Annotated in this window: 18 protein-coding genes, 1 tRNA gene and 1 pseudogene; 3 read left to right on the top strand and 17 right to left on the bottom strand. The window is 33.7% G+C overall.

The genetic code is table 11. The features are described from left to right. Window positions 1-175 precede the first annotated feature (175 nt). The 4 genes and pseudogenes from ACIGAM_RS14215 to ACIGAM_RS14200 form a co-directional block, all read right to left on the bottom strand. Window positions 176-1,234 (bottom strand): phospholipase D-like domain-containing protein, encoded by a 1,059-nt coding sequence (locus ACIGAM_RS14215; protein ID WP_396512136.1) that lies wholly within the window; start codon window positions 1,232-1,234, stop codon window positions 176-178. Window positions 1,235-1,525: 291 nt separating this feature from the next. Then, window positions 1,526-1,681, bottom strand: coding sequence for a DUF4113 domain-containing protein (locus ACIGAM_RS14210; protein ID WP_396512135.1), 156 nt, complete (start codon window positions 1,679-1,681; stop codon window positions 1,526-1,528). 21 nt (window positions 1,682-1,702) lie between these two features. Then, window positions 1,703-1,801, bottom strand: a pseudogene (locus ACIGAM_RS14205) (hypothetical protein); the annotation flags it as partial. A 160-nt stretch (window positions 1,802-1,961) separates the two neighbouring features. After that, a complete protein-coding gene (locus tag ACIGAM_RS14200) occupies window positions 1,962-2,138 on the bottom strand; it encodes a hypothetical protein (RefSeq protein ID WP_396512134.1) in 177 nt (58 codons plus the stop codon). A 368-nt stretch (window positions 2,139-2,506) separates the two neighbouring features. Here ACIGAM_RS14200 and ACIGAM_RS14195 point away from each other — a divergent pair, with 368 nt between their 5' ends. Further along, window positions 2,507-6,145 carry a hypothetical protein gene (locus ACIGAM_RS14195; protein WP_396512133.1) on the top strand — a complete coding sequence of 1,213 codons (3,639 nt, stop codon included), beginning with the start codon at window positions 2,507-2,509 and terminating at the stop codon, window positions 6,143-6,145. Window positions 6,146-6,288: 143 nt separating this feature from the next. On the opposite strand, the gene ACIGAM_RS14190 is transcribed toward ACIGAM_RS14195, so the two are convergent. Both ACIGAM_RS14190 and ACIGAM_RS14185 read right to left on the bottom strand, forming a co-directional pair. Next, window positions 6,289-6,373, bottom strand: a tRNA-Ser gene (locus tag ACIGAM_RS14190). 90 nt (window positions 6,374-6,463) lie between these two features. Next, complete coding sequence (locus ACIGAM_RS14185) at window positions 6,464-7,126, bottom strand: vancomycin high temperature exclusion protein (protein WP_396512132.1); 663 nt, start codon at window positions 7,124-7,126, stop codon at window positions 6,464-6,466. 151 nt (window positions 7,127-7,277) lie between these two features. On the opposite strand from ACIGAM_RS14185, the gene ACIGAM_RS14180 reads away from it, so the two are divergent. Further along, window positions 7,278-7,907 (top strand): NAD(P)H-dependent oxidoreductase, encoded by a 630-nt coding sequence (locus ACIGAM_RS14180; protein ID WP_396512131.1) that lies wholly within the window; start codon window positions 7,278-7,280, stop codon window positions 7,905-7,907. Here ACIGAM_RS14180 and ACIGAM_RS14175 read toward each other — a convergent pair whose 3' ends face one another. The 11 genes from ACIGAM_RS14175 to nhaC all read right to left on the bottom strand — a co-directional run bounded on the left by ACIGAM_RS14175 (window position 7,908) and on the right by nhaC (window position 18,472). Next, window positions 7,908-8,249 carry a hypothetical protein gene (locus ACIGAM_RS14175; protein ID WP_396512130.1) on the bottom strand — a complete coding sequence of 114 codons (342 nt, stop codon included), beginning with the start codon at window positions 8,247-8,249 and terminating at the stop codon, window positions 7,908-7,910. A 79-nt stretch (window positions 8,250-8,328) separates the two neighbouring features. Beyond that, the gene (ribB, locus tag ACIGAM_RS14170) at window positions 8,329-9,474 is read right to left on the bottom strand and encodes a 3,4-dihydroxy-2-butanone-4-phosphate synthase (RefSeq protein ID WP_396512129.1); all 1,146 of its coding nucleotides are present in this window, start codon (window positions 9,472-9,474) and stop codon (window positions 8,329-8,331) included. A gap of 83 nt (window positions 9,475-9,557) precedes the next feature. Next, the gene (locus ACIGAM_RS14165) at window positions 9,558-11,171 is read right to left on the bottom strand and encodes an LptF/LptG family permease (protein WP_396512128.1); all 1,614 of its coding nucleotides are present in this window, start codon (window positions 11,169-11,171) and stop codon (window positions 9,558-9,560) included. 4 nt (window positions 11,172-11,175) lie between these two features. Further along, window positions 11,176-11,832 carry an outer membrane lipoprotein carrier protein LolA gene (locus ACIGAM_RS14160; protein ID WP_234405810.1) on the bottom strand — a complete coding sequence of 219 codons (657 nt, stop codon included), beginning with the start codon at window positions 11,830-11,832 and terminating at the stop codon, window positions 11,176-11,178. Between the two features lies 1 nt (window position 11,833). After that, window positions 11,834-14,227: a DNA translocase FtsK gene (locus ACIGAM_RS14155; protein ID WP_396512127.1), complete on the bottom strand. Its 2,394-nt coding sequence runs from the start codon at window positions 14,225-14,227 to the stop codon at window positions 11,834-11,836. A gap of 144 nt (window positions 14,228-14,371) precedes the next feature. Then, window positions 14,372-14,743, bottom strand: a complete 372-nt coding sequence (locus ACIGAM_RS14150; protein WP_396512126.1) for a diacylglycerol kinase family protein — start codon at window positions 14,741-14,743, stop codon at window positions 14,372-14,374. A gap of 3 nt (window positions 14,744-14,746) precedes the next feature. Beyond that, entirely contained in the window at window positions 14,747-15,247 is a 501-nt protein-coding gene (gene tpx / locus ACIGAM_RS14145; RefSeq protein WP_396512125.1) for a thiol peroxidase, read from the bottom strand. Window positions 15,248-15,390: 143 nt separating this feature from the next. Beyond that, on the bottom strand, window positions 15,391-15,639 hold the full coding sequence (locus ACIGAM_RS14140) for a DUF6952 family protein (protein ID WP_396512124.1): 249 nt from the start codon (window positions 15,637-15,639) through the stop codon (window positions 15,391-15,393). Further along, complete coding sequence (locus ACIGAM_RS14135; RefSeq protein WP_396512155.1) at window positions 15,620-15,934, bottom strand: thioredoxin family protein; 315 nt, start codon at window positions 15,932-15,934, stop codon at window positions 15,620-15,622. Before ACIGAM_RS14135 ends, ACIGAM_RS14140 begins: the two co-directional genes overlap by 20 nt. Window positions 15,935-16,039: 105 nt before the next feature. Next, a complete protein-coding gene (locus ACIGAM_RS14130; protein WP_396512123.1) occupies window positions 16,040-16,678 on the bottom strand; it encodes a peroxiredoxin in 639 nt (212 codons plus the stop codon). A 309-nt stretch (window positions 16,679-16,987) separates the two neighbouring features. Then, window positions 16,988-18,472: a Na+/H+ antiporter NhaC gene (gene nhaC, locus ACIGAM_RS14125; RefSeq protein WP_396512122.1), complete on the bottom strand. Its 1,485-nt coding sequence runs from the start codon at window positions 18,470-18,472 to the stop codon at window positions 16,988-16,990. Window positions 18,473-18,770: 298 nt separating this feature from the next. Here nhaC and ACIGAM_RS14120 point away from each other — a divergent pair, with 298 nt between their 5' ends. Next, a complete protein-coding gene (locus ACIGAM_RS14120; protein ID WP_396512121.1) occupies window positions 18,771-20,111 on the top strand; it encodes a hypothetical protein in 1,341 nt (446 codons plus the stop codon). The last annotated feature ends 19 nt before the right edge of the window (window positions 20,112-20,130 follow it).

Genomic DNA, 20,130 nt, shown 5'->3' with positions numbered 1-20,130 from the left:
GCAGTGGCTAAAACGGTCCTACATATGGCTCTTAGCTTCTGAATTAGCGATTATTTTCGGTTTGAGCACAAGACAGATTTTTAAACTTTACTATTTATTTTTTATTGGAAGTCGTTAAATTTAAAATTTGGCAACTTCGTAAATATTCCTATACTTCATTTGATCAAATAATAGGCTATGATTTTCTTAAGGTTTTTACAGCAGTTCTTCTATATATATCAGCTATAATTTTATCATTAAGAAATGGTTTGAAGTTGTTTATCCAAATGTAATCTTCAATTATTATATCAATATCTTCAGTTAAAATTGTTTTTAATTTTTCTTTATTAAACGTTTTTTCAAATTTTCTTGTGTAATAATTACTTACTGCCATTTCTAATTTTTCATAATCTTCTCCAAATTTTTCATAATCGATTTCAGTTCCGTTATCGAACGCTATTTCTTGACTGACAGAATGATTAAAATCACTTATAGCAGTTACATAATGACCTTTGATAGTTTCTTTTTGAATAGGTAATTCAAATTCTTGACATAGTTCTGAATCAATATCCTCAAAAGAATATTCATTATTTTTTTGCCTTTTAATAACATCCCTTAATTCTTTATGAAGAAAATATTTAGGATTAAATATAAGTCCAGGTTCATAAGAAATCTCGTCATACAATCCATTTGGGTGTGTAAAACAATGACCTATAAGAATATCTTTTTTTAGTATTTTAAACAAATTAACATTAAAGGTATAATATGTTGAAATTAATTTATTTGCAAAATCAAAATTTTCAAAAAGTAATTCGACATTTTCATCAATATGATTCTCAATCGTTAAAAACTTAAAAATCCTAGTAAAATAAGATGCAATACTTTCATCATCAAAGACTATAATAGATTCTAGGTTTCTATTTGCTCTTATTGTATAATTATATGAACCTGTTATAATTGTTCTATCATCAATTATTGAAAACTTATTGTGATTAAAATTCCGGATGGTTTGTTTTCTAATTTTTATCCCTGCCTTCTTTAGTTTTTCTTCGTGTTTCGCGAAAAAGAATTTTCTGTTAATCACATTATCATCAACTAAAACCTCAATATTAATGTTTGAATATTTCCTTAACTTTATAAGAGTCTCAATTATTCTATGATTTGTAAACCAGGCAACTACAATTACAATAGAAGTTTTAGCTCGCAAAAATTTTTCAATTATAACGTCTTCAATATTTTGTGTAAATGGTATCATTAAATTGCGGCCGAATGATTTTTCAAAGAATGAAATTTACAGATAAACATTGAACATTCGGTATAACAGTATTAATGAGTTTATAAATGTTGGATGTTAGATTTGTCATTAACAGGGTCACAATAATAGGTTGAAAAAAAAGACATCAAGCTAGAAAGCCTGAAGTCCTAAATGTCTAAGTTGAAATATTAATTACCATAAACATTTTCAACACTAGGAATTTATGCATTTCAAATTATATTAACAATAGCTAGCAGGGTCATTTGACTTTAAACATTAATCTAGCTAATTTTAATAGAGACACCTTATCTCAATGATTTCATTCAATCTAATTGTATACCTTTTTGAAAGGTAGTTCTGTTGCATCTTCCAGACTTTTTTGAGATCCTGAGCACCAAACTTAACCTGATTAAAACAGTTACGATTTAAGCGGTCGATTGTTTGCATCAATATTTTATGTATGGGATCTTAATTGTAAAAAAATGAAAGTTGCTTTTGAGTATCGGGAGTTAATCCCATTACAATTATGCCTGCTTTTTTGTAATGATAGCCTTCCTTATATATTCTTTTTAAAGCTTTATAACTGCATTAGTGATTACAAAGGAGAACTTGTTTAAAATGGCATTCGCACGCTTATACCTTTACTGTATTGCGGTAAATCATTTCTATGTATGTTAGTATTTAGGAAAATATAAGCAACCCTACAACAGCTATTTTGTTTGCGAATCTAATAACCAATCTTTCCACCATAGGTTGCTAACCGTTCTTGTATGTCTTCAAATTCTGTGTGCATTTTTTCAAATGAAAGTGTCACCGCAATATTTTTCTTTTGAGCTACCTCTTCTAAATCTAGGGTAGAATCGCGAGAAGGGTATCGTTGAATTCTTAGTACGATAATGCTCATTTCCTTCCTTATGTACATACTCATTATGAAGGTGAATAAATTGCCAGGTATTAAAAACCTATATTATATATCCGGTATTTTTTTTGATACTGTTTACCAGTCACCAAAAATCTCCAATTTTCGTTAATTTAAGAGCCTTTTCTATTTTTCTCCTCCGTTTATCACTTCACTTCCTTTCGTGCTTTCAGGAAGCTTTTTAGCCCTCTTATTAGCAACCTTAGCTAAAGATTTAATTGGAGCAATACCTATGCTAATAGGAATGGATATGAAGGATTTTAAAAATTTTAAAAAATCAATTATAAATTTATCAACTCAGTACTATTTATAAATATTAAACGCAGTAAATTGAATTTGATATTCAGGATATTATGAGCGATATTTTCAGATTTTTTAGAAGAGATAATAAGGATAAAACTAAAAAGATTGTAGAAAAATTAAAAATGTATGATTCATTATCGCCTACACTGCTAGATACTAGAGATGTTTCAACTTATATAGAAGCAATTGATGAAGCATTAGCTAATAACGAAAATAAGAATATTGCTATTACAGGTGCATATGGATCAGGTAAAAGTAGTATTATAAAAACATACCAAGCTACTACTTTAAAAAAGGTTTTCTTAAATATTTCCCTAGCTAATTTCAAAGTTGACTCAATAGATGATGATAACAATCGAAACCTTTCAAAGAATGACGAGAATAACCTGAATCGCCTTCTAGAGTTGAGCATATTTCAACAAATATTCTATCACGTCGATAAAAGTAAAATACCTGATTCAAGATTTAGAAGGATTAACTCATTATCAAAATGGAATATTTTATGGTTTGTGATGACTGTAATATTTTGGTTAATCAGTTATTCTTTTTTATTTCACTTTCAAATAATTAGTGACTGGTTTCCTGAAATTGAAAAAAACTTAATCCTACAGGTAATAACTAGTTTAACATTTATTGTCGGGATTGGCTTAGGTTTAGGCAACTTGAGAAGAATTTTTAATAATTCTAGAATAAATAGGTTTAATATTCAAAGCGGGGATTTTGAAATTGATAAGGATATAGACAGGTCTATAATTAATAAACATTTAGATGAAATAATATATTTTTTTCAAGCAACAGATTATAGAATAGTTGTTATTGAAGATTTGGATAGATTTAATAATACTGAAATATTTAGCAAGCTAAGGGAGATAAATTTACTCTTAAATAACTCAGAGCAAATTCTTAAATCTAAAAAGCCAATAGTCTTTATATATGCAATTAGAGATGATATGTTTAAAGATAGGGATAGAGTTAAATTCTTTGATTTTATAATTCCTGTTATTCCTATTATAAATCCTTCAAACTCTAGCGATATTCTATTAAAGAAGCTAGATGTTTTGCAAGGTCATAAACCAAGTAAAGAGCTTATACAAGGAATATCTTATTATATCGATGATATGAGATTGCTCAAGAATATTTGGAATGAATATTTAACTTACAGGGATATTTTGAAAAACTCATTGTCTCAAGATAAATTGTTTACGCTTATAACTTATAAAAACTTTTATCCTGATGATTTTGTAGCCTTACATACAAACCAAAGCGATATATCTCAAATCTTTGAAAAGAGAGAAGTTTTTGAATCCAATTTTTCTAAAAATATTGATTTTGAAATAGAAATCTTGAGATTAGAGCTTAAAGAATTGGAAAGACATCAAATTAAAGATGCTGATGAACTTAGAAAAATCTATATAGCAACTATAAATGAGATTTACCCGCGTACTGTAGCATTTGTAATAGATAATGGAATCTATGAATTAGAATCATTAGTTAAAGAAGAGAACTTTAATAAACTTAGGGATTCTAATTCCGTTACCCTTGTCTATAGTGATTCTATAAACTTTAATGGGTCAAACTATTATTCCACAGTTAGGTCTAAAAAACTCATTATTGATTTCGAGAACTTAGCGGATAAGGTAAATGATAAAATCTCTTTTAAAAAGAGAATGATGTTAGTCCATAGAGATTATTCGTATAAAAATAAAATAATATCTAAGATCAATAATCTACAGCAAAAGAAAAAAGAGGTTAAAAATTTTGATCTAAAGCAGCTTTTAAAGGAACTTGATTCTAAAGAGATTTTAACAGAATATCAATCAAATAAATTATTAATATTCTGTGTAACAAATGGATATATTGATAAATACTACTCTGAATACATATCATATTTTCACGGAGTAAATCTATCTAGTGCTGACTTTAAATATCTCATAGCTCTAAGAAGCGGTGTGCCTTTTGATTTTGAATTTGAACTAAAGAATATAGCGAACCTAACTCAGAAAATAGAGAAGAAATATTATCTGACTAAGGCAATTTTAAATTATAGTCTCTTTGAGTATTGGTTCTCTAATTCAGACTTCATAATCCAACAAAACTCTATGATAGATTTACTTTCCAAAGAATCTAAGGAAAGTGTTGATTTTCTAAGGGGCTTACCTGAAAATATTAGTGTAATTAATAACTTTTCATCAATTGCAGTGGCAAATTGGAGCGAATTCTGGAAACACTTAGAAGAAAACTCAGCTTATTCGGATGATATTAGAAAAGTCTATTTTAAATCGGTTTTGATATATGGTGATCTCAAGGATATCGTAAGACAAAGCGAGAAGTCATCTCTTAAAGTTTACATTGAAAATACAGATTCTTTCTTAAATATTTTTCCTAACGAAATACATTTTAAAAAATTACAGGACGTAATTCTTGAATTGAGAATAGAGTTTGAAAATTTAAGTTTAACAAGAAATGCTTTAATGGATTATATCTATGAAACTAATAGGTATAAGCTAAATGAGCATAATCTTAAAACTATTCTAGAGTATAACAATAGGGATCTATCCTTGGGCTATTTTGATATTTCAAACTCAGATTTGGAAAACTTAAAGGAGTTTATTGAAATTGAAATTGATATTTATGTGCGGAATATACTTTTAGATCTTAAAGAGATTAAGAATGAGCCTGTAGAGAGTTTAACTATACTACTAAACAAAAGTTCATTATCTCAAGAACTTAAAATAAAATTGATCGAAGGATCTAAAGCAATTATTCCTCATTTAAATCAGATTAATTCCGCTTCAATTAAAGACGCCCTTATTGACAACCTTTTAATTTCTCCTACTTGGGTCAATGTACTTGATTATTACGAAATCTCAGATAAGAAAATAAATGAAAATCTAATTAAATTTTTAAATGAGCGAGAAGTTTTCTTTGAGCTAACCAAAAAAAGATTGAGAGAAGTAATCGACGATAAGTTAAGACGACAAGAATTTGTTAAAAAAATGATTAATTCTAACGAATTGACTTTTGAGGCATTTTCTAATTTGTTAGACGTATGTAGATTCGGCTTTACTGAAATATTCATAGATGACTTATCAAATGATAAGGTAAGTTGGGTTGTTGAAAATCAGTTCGCTGAAGCAACAAAAGCCAATTTCGATTATCTGAAAAAGAATTTCCAAAATGAGCATATACATTTAGCTGAGGCCAAATCAATTCAATTTCTTAAGGATATTGAAATTTTTGAGCTTGAAGATGAAGATATTTTTGCCTTAATTAAATCTAAAAAATTAAGTATAAAAGAAAAAATTATCGTCTTTCAAAAGCAGGTTGACTATTCATTAATTACAAGAACAGTTGGAATGGGAGAAGTCGTCTCCAACTTATTAGTTGATGCAGGGCTAAAGACAACTATACATATCTTACTAAGTCTATTTGATGAAACTAAATCTACTGAGCTTAGAGTGAAACTTCTAATTATGAACTTTAGGGAGTTGACAGATAGTGATGTTTATGATTTGATAAATAAAATGCCGTACCCCTTTAAAAAGATTTCTGAGGCACATAAAAGGCCATTATTACCTAAAACTCAATTTAACTTACAATTGGTGGAAAAGCTAAAGAATTCAGAGCTAATATCGTCTTTCAGTGAAACAGATAAAGGTATTCGAATTATAGCAAAGAATTCATTATAAGTTTTATCTAAAAATCAATAAACAATCTAAAAATTAGAGTTAGCAATTTATGGTTTATATCCTTTAAATAAGTACAACTGGCACCTATACTGGCACCCTAAAAAACAAAGCCCCGTAAACACTAGGTTTACGGGGCTTTTCAGCGGAGAAAGAGGGATTCGAACCCCCGGAGGTGTGACCCTCAACAGTTTTCAAGACTGCCGCATTCGACCACTCTGCCATTTCTCCTGAGTGTCTCATCAGCTATTTGCTGATTGCGGGTGCAAATATAGAAAGTTTTTTTGATTATAGACTGTACTTTTTAAAGGAATTTTTCATTTAATTGTTTTTTCCTGTAATAGGTATTTTATCTCCCTTAAAATGAGGCTCTTTGTTAATCGCCAGTTCTAAAAATGCTTTGACATTTGCTGCAATTTCGCGAAAGCGGTTACGAGATTCGAGTTCATAAGCTCTGCGATCGCCATTGTATCCGTAAAAATTGAGACCCATTTGACGTGCGATATAAATTGCTCTGGGTAGATGAAAACGTTGAGAGACCACAATCGCATTGTCAATCTCAAAAATATAAGATGCTCGATAAACTGAGTCGTAGGTATCAAAACCTGCATAGTCCATAAAAATTGCCTCTTCAGGAACACCGCGTTCTCTAAGATATTTTTTCATTGCTTTGGGCTCATTATAACTGGTAGAACCATTATCGCCACTTAATAAAAAACGTTTCACTTTTCCTTTTTCATAAAGTAGTAGGGCAGATTCTACTCGATCACGTAGCATAGTAGAAAGTTCGCCACTGGGTAGCACACTTGCTCCCAGCACAAGTACAGAGTAGGCCTCAGGAATTTCTGAAGCTTTATCAAAAATAAAAGGTTCGCTATACGATTTGATGCGGTAGGAGAGTGTACTTGTAAAGAGAAGCAACACCACAAAACTGAGTGTTAAATAGCCCAGAATTTTCAATAAAACTATTTTCTTCAATCTCATACAAAAGGTATAGCATTTTATAAAGGGAGTTATACTCTAGGTCATAAAGATAAGCTACCGTTTTTGATATTTTATATTTAAAGTAGATCTCTTGCAATAACTTAAGCCTATGTAAATAGATAGGTCTTACCTTTGTAATAAAATAATGGCTATGAATGTAATAACGAGTTTGAAGTGGCGCTATGCAACTAAAAAGTTTGATGCTATGCGTATTGTTTCAGATGCTAAAATAGATATTCTCACAGAGGCATTTAATCTTACGGCTACTTCGTATGGTTTACAACCCTTAAAACTGGTTGTTATTTCAGATAAAAAGTTGCAGGAGCAGTTACTTGCTGCTTCAATGAATCAACGCCAGGTAGCAGATGCTTCTCATTTGCTGATTATTTGTATAGAAAATACAGTAAAAGCTCCCTATGTTACTGAATATTTTGAACGAGTAAAAGAACTGCGCAATACACCAGATTTAATTCTCAAACCGTTTAGAGAAATGCTTGAAAATAAATTTGATAAGCAACCAGAGACAGAAACTAGGGCCTGGGCGATAAAACAAGCCTATTTAGCTCTTGGGAATTTACTAACCGTTTGTGCTATAGAGCAAATAGATTGTTGCCCTATGGAAGGTTTTGAGCCTCAAAAGTATGATGAGCTTCTTAAATTAAAAGAATATAACCTTTCATCTGTACTTGTAATGCCTGTAGGCTACCGCGCAGAAGACGATATGTTCGCAGATTTTAAAAAAGTACGCAGACCTCAGGAAGAAACTATTATAAAGTTATGATTAATAGTTTTGTTTTATGATAATAGGTTCTAAGACCTGCATTTTGTATTCATAAATAGGATTAGGTCTATAAATGCGCATAGGATAATGAAAGGTGTCATCTGGGTTAAGAATTGGCATCCTATTTTTAAGATTATTCGGCTTTAAACCGGGTTTTGTTAACTCAGTTAACGCATCATGGTTTTCAAAAAGCTCTAAATCTGAAAAATCTGTTGTATTTGGGTTCAATTTTCTGAAAAGTGAATCCCCCGGAATAAGTATAGGTTGTGAATTTACCTGAGCAGTTAAAAAGCTTCCGAAGCAAAAAATAAACAAACCCGAAACATATAATTTTGAATTCATAGAATTTCGTTTAGCTTAAACTACGAAAAACATCTATGTATGTTACAAAACTAGTTTAGAAAACTTTAAATCGAGTATTTTAATAAGTAACCCGATCTGTTATTTCAAGCCCATATCCTATCATACCCACACGTTTGTGATCTTCACTATTAGATAGTAATTTGATCTTGGTAATACCTAAATCGTGCAGAATTTGAGCACCTATCCCAAAATCTTTAAGATCCATTTTTGACTGTACAACGTGTTCGCGACCGGTTTCCTGTCGTTCTTTTAATTCCGCAAGGCGGAATAATAATTTGTTTGCTATATTTTCCTGATTAATAAAAACAATAGCTCCCTTGTCGGTTTTATTTATAGTTTCAAAAACGGTATCCAATTTCCGATCATTTTCCTGCGTCAGGGTGCTTAAAATATCATTATTTACAAAGGTCGAATTAACACGTACCAGTACCGGCTCGTCTATTGCCCAGGTACCTTTTGTAAGCGCAATATGTATCTGATCGTTTGTGGTTTGTTGATACGCTCGCAGTCTAAAACTTCCGTAGCGGGTTTCGATATTAAAATCCTCTTTTTTAACAATTAGCGAATCGTGCTGCATACGATACGCAACAAGATCTGCTATAGAAACAATTTTTAAATCAAAATTCTTAGCAACTTTGACGAGTTCTGGTAAACGCGCCATTGTACCGTCTGCGTTCATGATTTCTACAATCACACCGGCAGGAGCAAAGCCTGCCAGACGTGCAAAATCTATAGCAGCTTCGGTATGACCGGTACGACGTAGTACGCCACCTTCTTTTGCTTTAAGCGGAAAAATATGTCCCGGGCGTGTTAAATCCCAGGATCTGGTATCAGGATCTATTAATGCCTTTATAGTTTTAGCACGGTCTGAAGCACTTATTCCTGTGGTAACTCCGTTTCCTTTTAAATCTACCGAAACGGTAAATGCAGTTTCCATAGGGTCACTATTAGTACCCACCATCATATCGAGTTTTAACTCTTTACAACGCTCTTCGGTAATAGGAGTGCAGATAAGACCTCTACCGTGAGTTGCCATAAAATTAATCATCTCTGGGGTTACCATCTCTGAGGCAGCAAGAAAATCACCCTCGTTCTCACGGTCTTCATCATCTACTACAATAATTACCTTACCATTTTTAATATCTGCAATAGCTTCTTCAATGGTATTAAGTTCTATATCCCGAGTAAAGGTTTGCGAATTCATGCTTTTAATTTAGAAATGTAAAGGTACAATTTAGCACTATGAGCATTGGTAAATCGAGCTAAAAAAGAATCAATAATTGATTATTAAGTATAGCTTTTGAGAAGGACTTCTGCGGCTTCTTTAAATTTTATAGAGTAGCCGTACTGCTCATAATTTGCAACAATATCTTCAAGTTCCTGTTTGGTTTTGACTTTGAGCAGGGCCTTTTCGGCATTAGATAGTTCAGAATCTTTTAAAGGTTGTGTTTTACCTACTGCAGTTTTATCTTTCTTACGGAAGAGCTTCTTTACAGGGTCAAGAAAGCCGTCAAGATCAAATAAACCTTGATCTGTCGTTGCTCTATAGGTCAAATAAACTCCTAACGGAAATAAAATTAGTGTACTTAACCAGCTTGCAAGCCACGCTGAAATACTGCCATCTTCTGCACTGTTTTTAGCAAAAATACCTATAAAGTGATAGGTTAAAAATAGGACCACACCTATAACTATAGGGAGGCCGAGACCTCCTTTACGTATAATCGCTCCTAATGGAGCTCCTACAAAAAAGAGAATGATACAGCCAAAGGCAAGTACAAATTTCTCGTGAAGTGCTATCTCGTATTTACTTAAGACTTTCACTTTTTGACCGTTTGTGGTTTTATCGTTTTTTACATCGTTAATTTCATTCTTTATTTTGGCCAGCGTGCGGTCAAGCAGTTGCATTTTTTCAGTATCCTTAAAATTTTCAAGTAAGACTGTATTTAAAACCTTACTCGTATCAATAGGAATATTAGCTAAGTAAGAGGAGTCGAGATTTTGCAAATACATTTCTCGTAGTTGGCCTTTACCTAAGGTTTTCAAGTGGTTGCTGTAACTTTTTGAAATATCAACTAGTGTATCGCGCAACTGTAGGACCGTAAGCATCGTGTAGGCGTTATCAATACTTTTCTCATCCATATCAACATTATCAAGTTCAGATAAATCAATGTTGATGGTATACGTCTCAAAATAACTTTTTACAAAAGGTTCTCTCTTTTGTTTATTGTAGTCTTTCTGCTCTACTTCATCATAGTAGTTTCCGTCAATTAATTTTAGGGAAAGAATATTATCTCCTTCGGCACTTATTAATTCACCTTCTCGGGCTTTTATAACAGTATAATTTCCTATTCTGGTTGGGTCTTTCTCATAGATAATAACATCTTTTAAAAACTGACCGTTTTCTCCCTGTTTGTCTGCAACTTTTATGACATAGCCGTCTGCAATATCTGTGTATTGGCCTTTTGTAATCGCCATCGCCGGTTTTACCTGGGCAATATTTCTACGCAGATTTAGGGACTGAAACTCTGCCGCAGGAATCACATAATTAGCAAACATAAATGACGTGATAGCGAGTCCAATGATAAATACCGTAAGACTTCGCATAGCGCGCTGCAATGAAATACCTGTAGATTTCATTGCAGCGAACTCATAATTCTCAGCAAAATTACCAAAGGTCATAATGCTGGTAAGCAATACTGTAAGCGGTAGCACTAACGTTACAAGACGCGGTGAGAAATACATTAAAAACTTTATAATAATTACAAAGTCCAGATCTTTGCCAGCAAGCTCCTTAATGTACAACCATACCGTCTGAAGTACAAAAATGAACATCAGGATGATGAATGTACTCAGAAAGTTTTTGACGAATGTTGTTAGTATGTAACGGTCCAGTATTTTCACAAAACTAATCTAGCCTGTTGATGTAGTAATCTGCGTATTTCTTCTCGTCAAAAACAAATAAGTTGCCTGGTACAGGCTGGTCTGTTTTAAAAGAGTTTACAGTAATGGTGATTTTGGTACCGTTTTTTTGCGTCATTATGAGACGGTAAATATGCTTGGTTTGTGCATCTACACCTAATAAAGCAGATTTTAATTCGCTATTAGAATCAATAGGTATCAACTTTACATATTGAATTTTACGACCATTTACGTTTTGATCTATATCCCATTTATAGGTGTATCCCTTATTAAAAAAGGTAAGCATTTTTGAAGGTGTAATGGCATCATCATCACCGGGATCTTGCGTAGAAATAGTAATTTCTTCATCATCAGGAATTACAGTGTATAATTTTTTACCATCATACATTTGGGTAGTACCCATTAGATTTAATTTGTATTTGTCGCCAACTAAGGTTACATCTCCACGTGTTTCCTGATTAATACCTGCCGCATCGTTAGAAAGGCTGTATTTAAAATCTATAAACATATTCTTATAGGTTTTTACTTTTGTAGAAACCTCATTTAATAGCGCTTTAGCCTTAGCATCCTGTGCCTGGCTCATCGCAATACCAGAAAGAAATACGAGTAAAAAAGTAAGTGCTTTTATTTTTAAATTTTTCATTTTAATCATTGTTTAATTGTTGATTTAAAGCATTCATATCTGAAACGAGTACCTGTCTGGCTTTGCTGCCTTCAAAAGGTCCTACAATACCTGCAGCTTCTAATTGATCAATTATTCTACCGGCACGATTGTAACCCAGTTTCAGTTTACGTTGCAATAAAGAGGCGCTGCCTTGCTGCGCTATTACTATAACTTCGGCAGCTTCCATAAAGAGCGCGTCTCTATCGCTCACATCTATATCAAGACTTGTGCCACCTTCTTCACCTACATATTCTGGCAGGAGATGTGCATCAGGATATGCTTTTTGTGAACCTATAAATTCTGTTATTTTTTCAACTTCAGGAGTATCAACAAAAGCACACTGTACACGCGTAAGTTCATTACCTTGAGTGAATAACATATCCCCACGACCTATTAATTGATCTGCACCCTGACTATCTAAAATGGTACGCGAGTCAATTTTTGAAGTTACTCTAAATGCTATACGTGCAGGAAAGTTTGCCTTAATAATACCTGTGATAACATTAACCGATGGTCGCTGAGTAGCTACAATTAAGTGAATACCTATCGCTCGTGCCAGTTGAGCCAATCGCGCAATAGGAGTTTCTACCTCTTTACCGGCAGTCATAATAAGGTCTGCAAACTCATCAATTACGAGTACGATATACGGCAAATACTTGTGGCCATCGTTAGGGTTAAGTTTACGTGCTTTAAATTTAGCGTTGTATTCTTTAATATTACGAGCCAATGCATTTTTAAGCAGATCGTAACGGTTATCCATCTCAATACAGAGTGAATTTAAGGTATTTATAACCTTAGCATTATCGGTTATAATAGCTTCTTCAGAATCTGGTAATTTAGCCAGATAGTGACGCTCTATTTTATTAAATAAGGTAAGCTCTACTTTTTTAGGATCTACCAAAACAAATTTTACTTCCGCAGGATGCTTTTTATAAAGTAAAGAAGTAAGAATTGCATTTAAACCTACAGATTTTCCCTGACCGGTAGCACCTGCCATAAGTAAATGCGGCATTTTTGCTAAGTCAACCACAAATGTTTCGTTAGAAATGGTTTTACCTAATGTAAGCGGTAACTCCATCTCTGCATTTTGAAAGCGGGGAGAAGCAATAGCAGAACGCATAGATACGATACGCGCATTTTTATTAGGTACTTCTATACCTATGGTTCCTTTGCCCGGAATTGGCGCAATGATACGTATACCTAATGCAGAAAGTGATAAAGCGATATCGTCTTCAAGATTTTTAATTTTTGAAATACGTACACCAGCTTCGGGTACAATCTCATATAAAGTTACAGTAGGACCTACCGTTGCTTTGATGTGCGCTATTTCAATCTTGTAGTTTTTAAGAGTATCTACAATTCGGTTCTTGTTTTCCTCAAGCTCTTCCTGATCTATGGTGATGCTTTGCCCTTTAGTATAATCTTTAAGCAAATCTATAGACGGAAACTTGTAATTACTCAATTCAAGAGTAGGGTCAAATTCTCCAAAATCCTGAACCAGTTTTGTGCTTAGATTTTCTACGAGTTCTTCTTCTTCAACAGTTTCTTCAATCTCGATCTCAAACTCTTCCTGAGCCGGTTGTGTGGTTTCAAGTTTAAGTTCGGGTTCTTCAACATCATTTGCAACTGGCTGAGCAGGTTTGAGAGCTGGCTCGTCTGGTTTAATTTCTTTAGCAACCGGTGCAGGTTTAGGTAACTCTATATTGTCTTTATCAAACGCATTATCTCTATACTCAGAAAAGTCTTCATCTTCATCTTCGCTTAGTTCACTTTTCAACGACTGTCTTTTTTGCTTGAGATAACTACCTACAAGTTCTGGAGTTATTTTTAGCCTAACGGCGAAATATACAATTGCAAAGAAAGCGAGAATAAGTATTGTACCTATGAGTCCTAAATAATCCTGAAGATAATCGTTAAGTTCATAACCTACCATACCCCCTAAAAGCGGAGCAGACTCAGCAAAAAAGCCGAAAAATACAGAGAACCAAAGCATTAAGACGATACCCCAGAACCAGAATGTGCGTAAGGTTTTTTTCTCTTTATCAAAGAAATAGTAAAAGCCTGTGAGTGTTATTAAAACAGCTAGTGTAAATGAAGCCAGACCAAAACCTTGATAAATAAAGAAATCACCTATAGCTGCACCAAATTTATTGAGCCAGTTTTCGGTTTTAACGTTGCGATCGCCCAGACTGTCAAGCGTGCTTTGATCTGCCTGCCAGCTAAAAAAATAGGATATAAATGAAAACACCAAAGCAAGTCCCAGGAGAAAGAGAAAACTTCCAAGAACTATTTTCTGTTGTTTAGACAGCTTAAGAGATAATTTCTTAGGCTGAGCGGTTTTTTTGGTTGTGGTTTTGGTTTTTTTTCGGGCCATTCCAAGCGTTGACTATTTGTACCGGTGTCTTATTAGTAGGGGTTTTTGTTTGAAAATTTAAAAACAGCAAAGAATGATCACTGCTTTTTAAACTTACAGGTGGGCAAAAATACAAATATCAAACGGTACTAAACTTATAAAATTTTATAACAGTTTTGGAATATAAATTATAAGACCAATTATGGCTGCAATAATTGCCGCAAAGGTTACTGCTCCTGCAGCAACATCTTTGATATCACCTATTTTCTCGTGATATTCTGGATGAATAAAATCTGCAATTTTTTCTACTGCGGTATTAAGACCTTCAACAGCTAATACTAAACCTATTGCCAGTAATTGAACAATCCACTCTGTGGCAGATATATCGAGAATGAAGCCAAGAATTGTTACAATAACCGCACAGGTAAACTGTACTTTTATACTGGGTTCTTTGCGTATTAAAAGCCAGGCACCTTTAAAAGCATATTTAAACGCTTTTAATCTGTTTACAATAAAATTATCTTTTGCATTATTCATAGATTAATTTAACGCGTTTAGTGCAGTCTCATAATTAGGTTCTTGTCCTATTTCTGAAACTTGCTCGCTATAAACAATCTTGTGATCTTCATCAAGAACAATAACTACACGCGAGTGCAAACCTGCAAAAGCGCCGTCCTCAATCTCTAAACCATAGGCTTTGCCAAAAGAACCGTCTTTAAAATCTGAAAGTGTTACCACATTCTCTAAACCTTCGGCACCACAAAAGCGAGCCTGTGCAAATGGTAAATCTCTAGAAATACAAAGTACTACTGTGTCTTCCAGGTTTGAGGCATTCTTATTAAAATGACGCACAGAAGCAGCGCAAACGCCGGTATCTACACTTGGGAAGATATTCATAACTACACGCTTCCCTTTAAAATCATTAAGAGAAACCTGGTGTAGATCTTTTGCAGCAAGCTGAAATTCTGGCGCATTGCTTCCTGTTGTTGGTAATTCGCCTAATGTATGTGTAGTGTTTCCACCTAAAGTGATAGTAGCCATATTGTGTTTGTATGTTTGAGTAAATGTACTTATTAGCTTAAAGAGTAGCAATTAAACAAATGCTAATTTGATTGCCTTTTTAAAACTAAAAAATCCCTTAGTTTTATTTAAACAAGGGATTCTATAGTATTCATTTTATAGTGTTATCGATCTATAGAGCCTAAAACTTTTTGAGCAAAGCCGTTAGCTGCATCACGTTCAGACATTCCGTCTGTAATCATTTGATGCATTTCTACAGCACCACATAAATTTGTGATGAGTTCACCTATAACATCCATCTCTTCATCAGAAACAGAGCGGTGTTCTGTAAAAGATTCTAAAACTTCTATAGTATGTTCTAGCGCCTGAGCGCTGTTGTTCTTTTGTAAGTGCTTAATTACTGGTAATTTCATCTACAAGTTCTTTTAAGATTTCAAACTTATTAGTTTGTACCTGATTTACAAAACTTCCGTTTTTAAATGTAGCAAATGTAGGCAGGTTGTCTACAGTTGCTAGTTTACGGCTTTCTGGATACTTCTCGGCATCAACCAGTAAAAAGGTTGTGTTTTCATGTTCTGAAGCCAGTTTTTTAAATTTAGGCTTCATCAATCTGCAGTTACCGCACCAGCCGGCCATATATTGTACGACAACAGTATTATTACTACTTACTAATTCTGCTAAATTATCTTGATCAAGTTCTTTAACCATTTTATATTTTTTTAGTTCCACACTGTGGAATTTAAATTACTGAAGCTTCAACGAAAATCAAAAAATCAAGACTTTAATTAGGGAATAAAGTCTTGATGTTAAATTTTAGTTAGATGATAAGTAAGAAGCTACGCCATCGCGGTTTGCGTTCATAGCATCTTTACCTTCTTCCCAGTTTGCAGGGCAAACTTCACCTTTTTCCTGTACATGGGTATAAGCATCAATTAAACGCTGAAATTCGTTTACGTTACGTCCTAACGGCATGTGGTTAATACCTTCATGAAATACTGTGCCTTCTTCATCGATTAAGTATGTAGCTCTGTATGTTACGTTATCTCCATCAACTAATACATTACCATGTTCTTCATCATAACGCTCATTTGTGATATCTAATATACCTAAGCGGTTAGCAAGATTGCGGTTTGTATCTGCAAGAATAGGGTAGGTAACACCTTCAATACCACCATTATCTTTTGCTGTATTTAGCCACGCAAAGTGAACTTCTGGAGTATCACAAGAAGCACCTATTACCATAGTATTTCTTTTTTCAAAATCTGCTAATGCAGCTTGAAATGCATGTAATTCTGTAGGACATACAAATGTGAAATCTTTAGGATACCAAAAAAGTAAAACCTTCTTGTTGTTTTTTTGAGCTTCTTCAAGAATATTTAATTTGAACGTATCACCCATTTCGTTCATTGCATCTACGCTGATGCTTGGGAATTTTTTTCCTACTAATGTCATTATAGTTGTTTTTAATATTGCTGCAAAATTAGTCCCATTTAAATGAATTGTTTAGTTGTGAAAATGAAACAAACTATGCTGCTATAGGTATTTTCTATTGAGGTTATAAGTGTAGTGGTATATTGAGATTGCAGCAAAAAAAGAAGCCGCATTTTATCAAACTGATAAAAATGCGGCGCGCTCATTAGTTCTTTCGTAAAGTAATAAATTGAAATTTTTTAGCTATTCCTATTTATGTATTAGTTGTTAAGAGTAGTTGCTTTTAAAACTTAAACTCAACTTTTACCTTCAGAAGCTTTAAACTAATAATTACTTAGATTTTCCTGCCTGTGCTAAAGTTCTAATTTTTATACGGAAGGCTGCAAAAATTAGAGTCATAAACGGACTTAACCAATTGAATATCGCGTATACAAAATAATCTGAAACAGATACGCCTAGAACACCACTTTGATAAGCACCGCAAGTATTATAAGGCACAAGTACTGAAGTTACCGTACCACTGTCTTCTAAAGTTCTACTTAAGTTTTCTGGTGCTAAGCCTTTATCTCGATAAGCTTTTGCATACATTTTACCGGGAACAACTATTGCTAAATATTGATCACTAGCTGTTGCATTAAGACCTATGCAGGTAGCTACGGTACTGGCAAATAGACCAAAAGTACTATCAAAAAGGTTAAGCATAAACTTACTTATTCTTGATAGAGCACCTATGGCATCCATAATACCGCCAAAGGTCATTGCGCAAATGATTAGCCAGATAGTTCCCAGCATTCCTGCCATTCCGCTTGCGGCAAAAAGATCATTCAGATTTTCATTAGTAGTCTCTATCGCAGTATCTACTGTAATAGCATTCATAACACCCATGTAACCGCTTTTAAAAGTAAGCACATCGCTGCCTCCTAAAGTAGCCACAATTTCTGGCTGAACAATTAATGCTGCAATACCTCCTAAGAGTGTACCTATTAATAAGGCAATGAGTGGCGAGGTTTTTTTAATAATCATAAAAATCACAAGCGCAGGAACTAAAAACAACCACGGACTAATTGTAAAGGCTTCATCTATTGAAGCAAGTATAGTTGAGGTGTCGGCATCACCTGTAGTATCTATATTAAAACCTATTATTATAAATACTATTAGTGTAATAGTAACGGTGGGAACCGTAGTGTACAGCATATATTGTATATGCGTAAACAGATCTGTACCTGCCATTGCCGGTGCCAGATTTGTTGTATCGCTCAACGGTGATAATTTATCTCCAAAATAGGCGCCAGAAAGAATCGCGCCTGCGGTCATACCTAAAGAAATTCCTAGTGCATTTGCAATACCTATAAGTGCAATACCTACGGTCGCAGAAGTCGTCCAGCTACTTCCTGTCGCGACAGAAATTATGGCGCAAATAACTACGCAGGCAGCAAGAAATATAGAGGGATTTAAAATTTGTAAACCGTAATAAATCATGGTAGGTATTATCCCACTTATAAGCCAGGTTCCTGCAAGTGCACCAACCATAAGGAGAATGATTATGGCTCCTGCGGTAGATTTAATATTTTGTGCAACTTCATCCATCATAGTGTCAAATGAGGTTTTATTAAAAAAACCTACAATTGCAGCAACTCCTGCTCCCAGAAGTAAAATAAACTGATTTGACCCGCTTAATGCGTCATCCCCAAAAACATAAACATTATACGCTAGCATTATCACTAATGCAATGATAGGAATCATAGCTTCCCATATATTGAGTTCGCGATTGTCTACGATTTCCTGATTTTTAGGGTCTAAATCCTGATTTTTCATGATGTATTATAAAATGTTTACAATTATAATCATTCTAACTTTAAAATGGGATACAGCTTCTGAATCCCAATTGAGCTGAGTAATGATAATTGCTACGATTCTTGCTTAATAACGTTTATGTGATGATTTATTAGGTTGAATGAAAAACAGTGTTTAAAATATATAATATAATAGCTGATAGAAAGTTAAAGTGTAATTTTTAAGGGATAAAATGCATTTATTCTAGATAAAGTGTTATTTTCGCATTTTAAATTTTTAATAATTTAAAATTAGTATCCCCAACTTTAATTGACATTATATGAAGCAAATACTACTATTTGTATTTTTATTAGGTAATATTTCAATCTCTTTTTCTCAAGTAGGAATAGGGACTACAATGCCGCAATCTTCGTTAGATATACGAGGTGCAAATCATTTAGGTGGTGTTAGTGAATCTGATGGTGTTTTAGTTCCTCGCGTAAATGCTTTGTCAACAGCTGGTTCAACAGATGGGCAATTAGTTTATTTAATTGCAGATGTTTCTACATTTTCTAAAGGATTTCATTATTGGGATTCCACTGCTAACAAATGGACGCCTATAAATAGTAATGTAGAACCCTGGAATGAAGCAGGTACAACCAATCCTGCTACATCTAACTCTGATAATTTATATACTATGGGACAGGTGGGGATAGGTACAGATAATCCGCTAGGAGCATTGCATATAACAACTCAGAATTCTAGAGATGTTCTATTATTTAGATTTATAGACTCACCAGGTGACGATTTAGATATAGATCTACTAAGAGCTAGAGGGACTGCATCTGCTCCAACATTGCTTCGAGACAATACCCGTCTTGGGGGGGTAAGGGGACAATCTTTTACAGGTTCAAGTACACTTTTTAATCCGAGTGCAGAGATTTGGTTTCAGACAGAAGGAGCGAGTAGTCCCACCTCAAGTGCTGCTGAAATTAATTTTGCAACCACGCCTGTTGGAGCACTTTCAACAATAGAGCGAATGACAATAAAGTCTGATGGTAGAGTAGGTATTGGGACGAGTGACCCTACCAAAAATCTTGATATTAATGGTGAATTGAGAATAAGAAACATTCCAGTTACCACGAATTCTACCGATGTGCTAACTACTGATGCTAATGGTAATATACAAAAATTTGATACTTTTTTGATTTCAGATATTAATTCTGTAGTTGCTACCACTAATGTGGATTATACTGTTTCTGGAGTAAATACTATTAATAATATTGATTTGGGACTCTCTACTACAGTAATAATACCAGCTAATGCAGAAGCATTAGTAGTAATAAATTATTCCGTTCCTATGGGAATTCCTAATGGAACTACTGCACAGGGATATTATGGGATAAGATTTTTAAGAAATAGTGTAGAAGCTCCTCAGGGATCTCGCAAGTTCTCTGTTTTAAATAATACAAGTACTGTAAATATGGTTTCTGTTTCAAACACATATACAGAAACTATCACTCCTTCTCCAGTCGAAAGAACTATCACATATACGCTAAATGGTTATATTGAGCAGACTGGCAGTGGATCACGTAATTACCGTTTTAATATGTGGTCCACCACAGATCCCAATTTCAATTGGGGAAGAGCAACACTTACGAAGCAAGTATTTGTTAAATAAAATTTATGTGAGTTTGGTT

It is taken from the genome of Leeuwenhoekiella sp. NPDC079379, assembly GCF_044542075.1.
In the GTDB taxonomy this organism is placed as follows: Bacteria; Bacteroidota; Bacteroidia; order Flavobacteriales; family Flavobacteriaceae; genus Leeuwenhoekiella.
This window is presented reverse-complemented; position numbering and strand designations above follow the sequence as displayed.

Coding starts and splice junctions, on each gene's coding strand:
- ACIGAM_RS14215 (WP_396512136.1), bottom strand. CDS start 1,234: ATGATACCATTTACACAAAATATTGAAGACGTTATAATTGAAAAATTT.
- ACIGAM_RS14210 (WP_396512135.1), bottom strand. CDS start 1,681: ATGCAAACAATCGACCGCTTAAATCGTAACTGTTTTAATCAGGTTAAG.
- ACIGAM_RS14200 (WP_396512134.1), bottom strand. CDS start 2,138: ATGAGCATTATCGTACTAAGAATTCAACGATACCCTTCTCGCGATTCT.
- ACIGAM_RS14195 (WP_396512133.1), top strand. CDS start 2,507: ATGAGCGATATTTTCAGATTTTTTAGAAGAGATAATAAGGATAAAACT.
- ACIGAM_RS14185 (WP_396512132.1), bottom strand. CDS start 7,126: ATGAGATTGAAGAAAATAGTTTTATTGAAAATTCTGGGCTATTTAACA.
- ACIGAM_RS14180 (WP_396512131.1), top strand. CDS start 7,278: ATGAATGTAATAACGAGTTTGAAGTGGCGCTATGCAACTAAAAAGTTT.
- ACIGAM_RS14175 (WP_396512130.1), bottom strand. CDS start 8,249: ATGAATTCAAAATTATATGTTTCGGGTTTGTTTATTTTTTGCTTCGGA.
- ribB (WP_396512129.1), bottom strand. CDS start 9,474: ATGAATTCGCAAACCTTTACTCGGGATATAGAACTTAATACCATTGAA.
- ACIGAM_RS14160 (WP_234405810.1), bottom strand. CDS start 11,832: ATGAAAAATTTAAAAATAAAAGCACTTACTTTTTTACTCGTATTTCTT.
- ACIGAM_RS14155 (WP_396512127.1), bottom strand. CDS start 14,227: ATGGCCCGAAAAAAAACCAAAACCACAACCAAAAAAACCGCTCAGCCT.
- ACIGAM_RS14150 (WP_396512126.1), bottom strand. CDS start 14,743: ATGAATAATGCAAAAGATAATTTTATTGTAAACAGATTAAAAGCGTTT.
- tpx (WP_396512125.1), bottom strand. CDS start 15,247: ATGGCTACTATCACTTTAGGTGGAAACACTACACATACATTAGGCGAA.
- ACIGAM_RS14140 (WP_396512124.1), bottom strand. CDS start 15,639: ATGAAATTACCAGTAATTAAGCACTTACAAAAGAACAACAGCGCTCAG.
- ACIGAM_RS14135 (WP_396512155.1), bottom strand. CDS start 15,934: ATGGTTAAAGAACTTGATCAAGATAATTTAGCAGAATTAGTAAGTAGT.
- ACIGAM_RS14130 (WP_396512123.1), bottom strand. CDS start 16,678: ATGACATTAGTAGGAAAAAAATTCCCAAGCATCAGCGTAGATGCAATG.
- nhaC (WP_396512122.1), bottom strand. CDS start 18,472: ATGAAAAATCAGGATTTAGACCCTAAAAATCAGGAAATCGTAGACAAT.
- ACIGAM_RS14120 (WP_396512121.1), top strand. CDS start 18,771: ATGAAGCAAATACTACTATTTGTATTTTTATTAGGTAATATTTCAATC.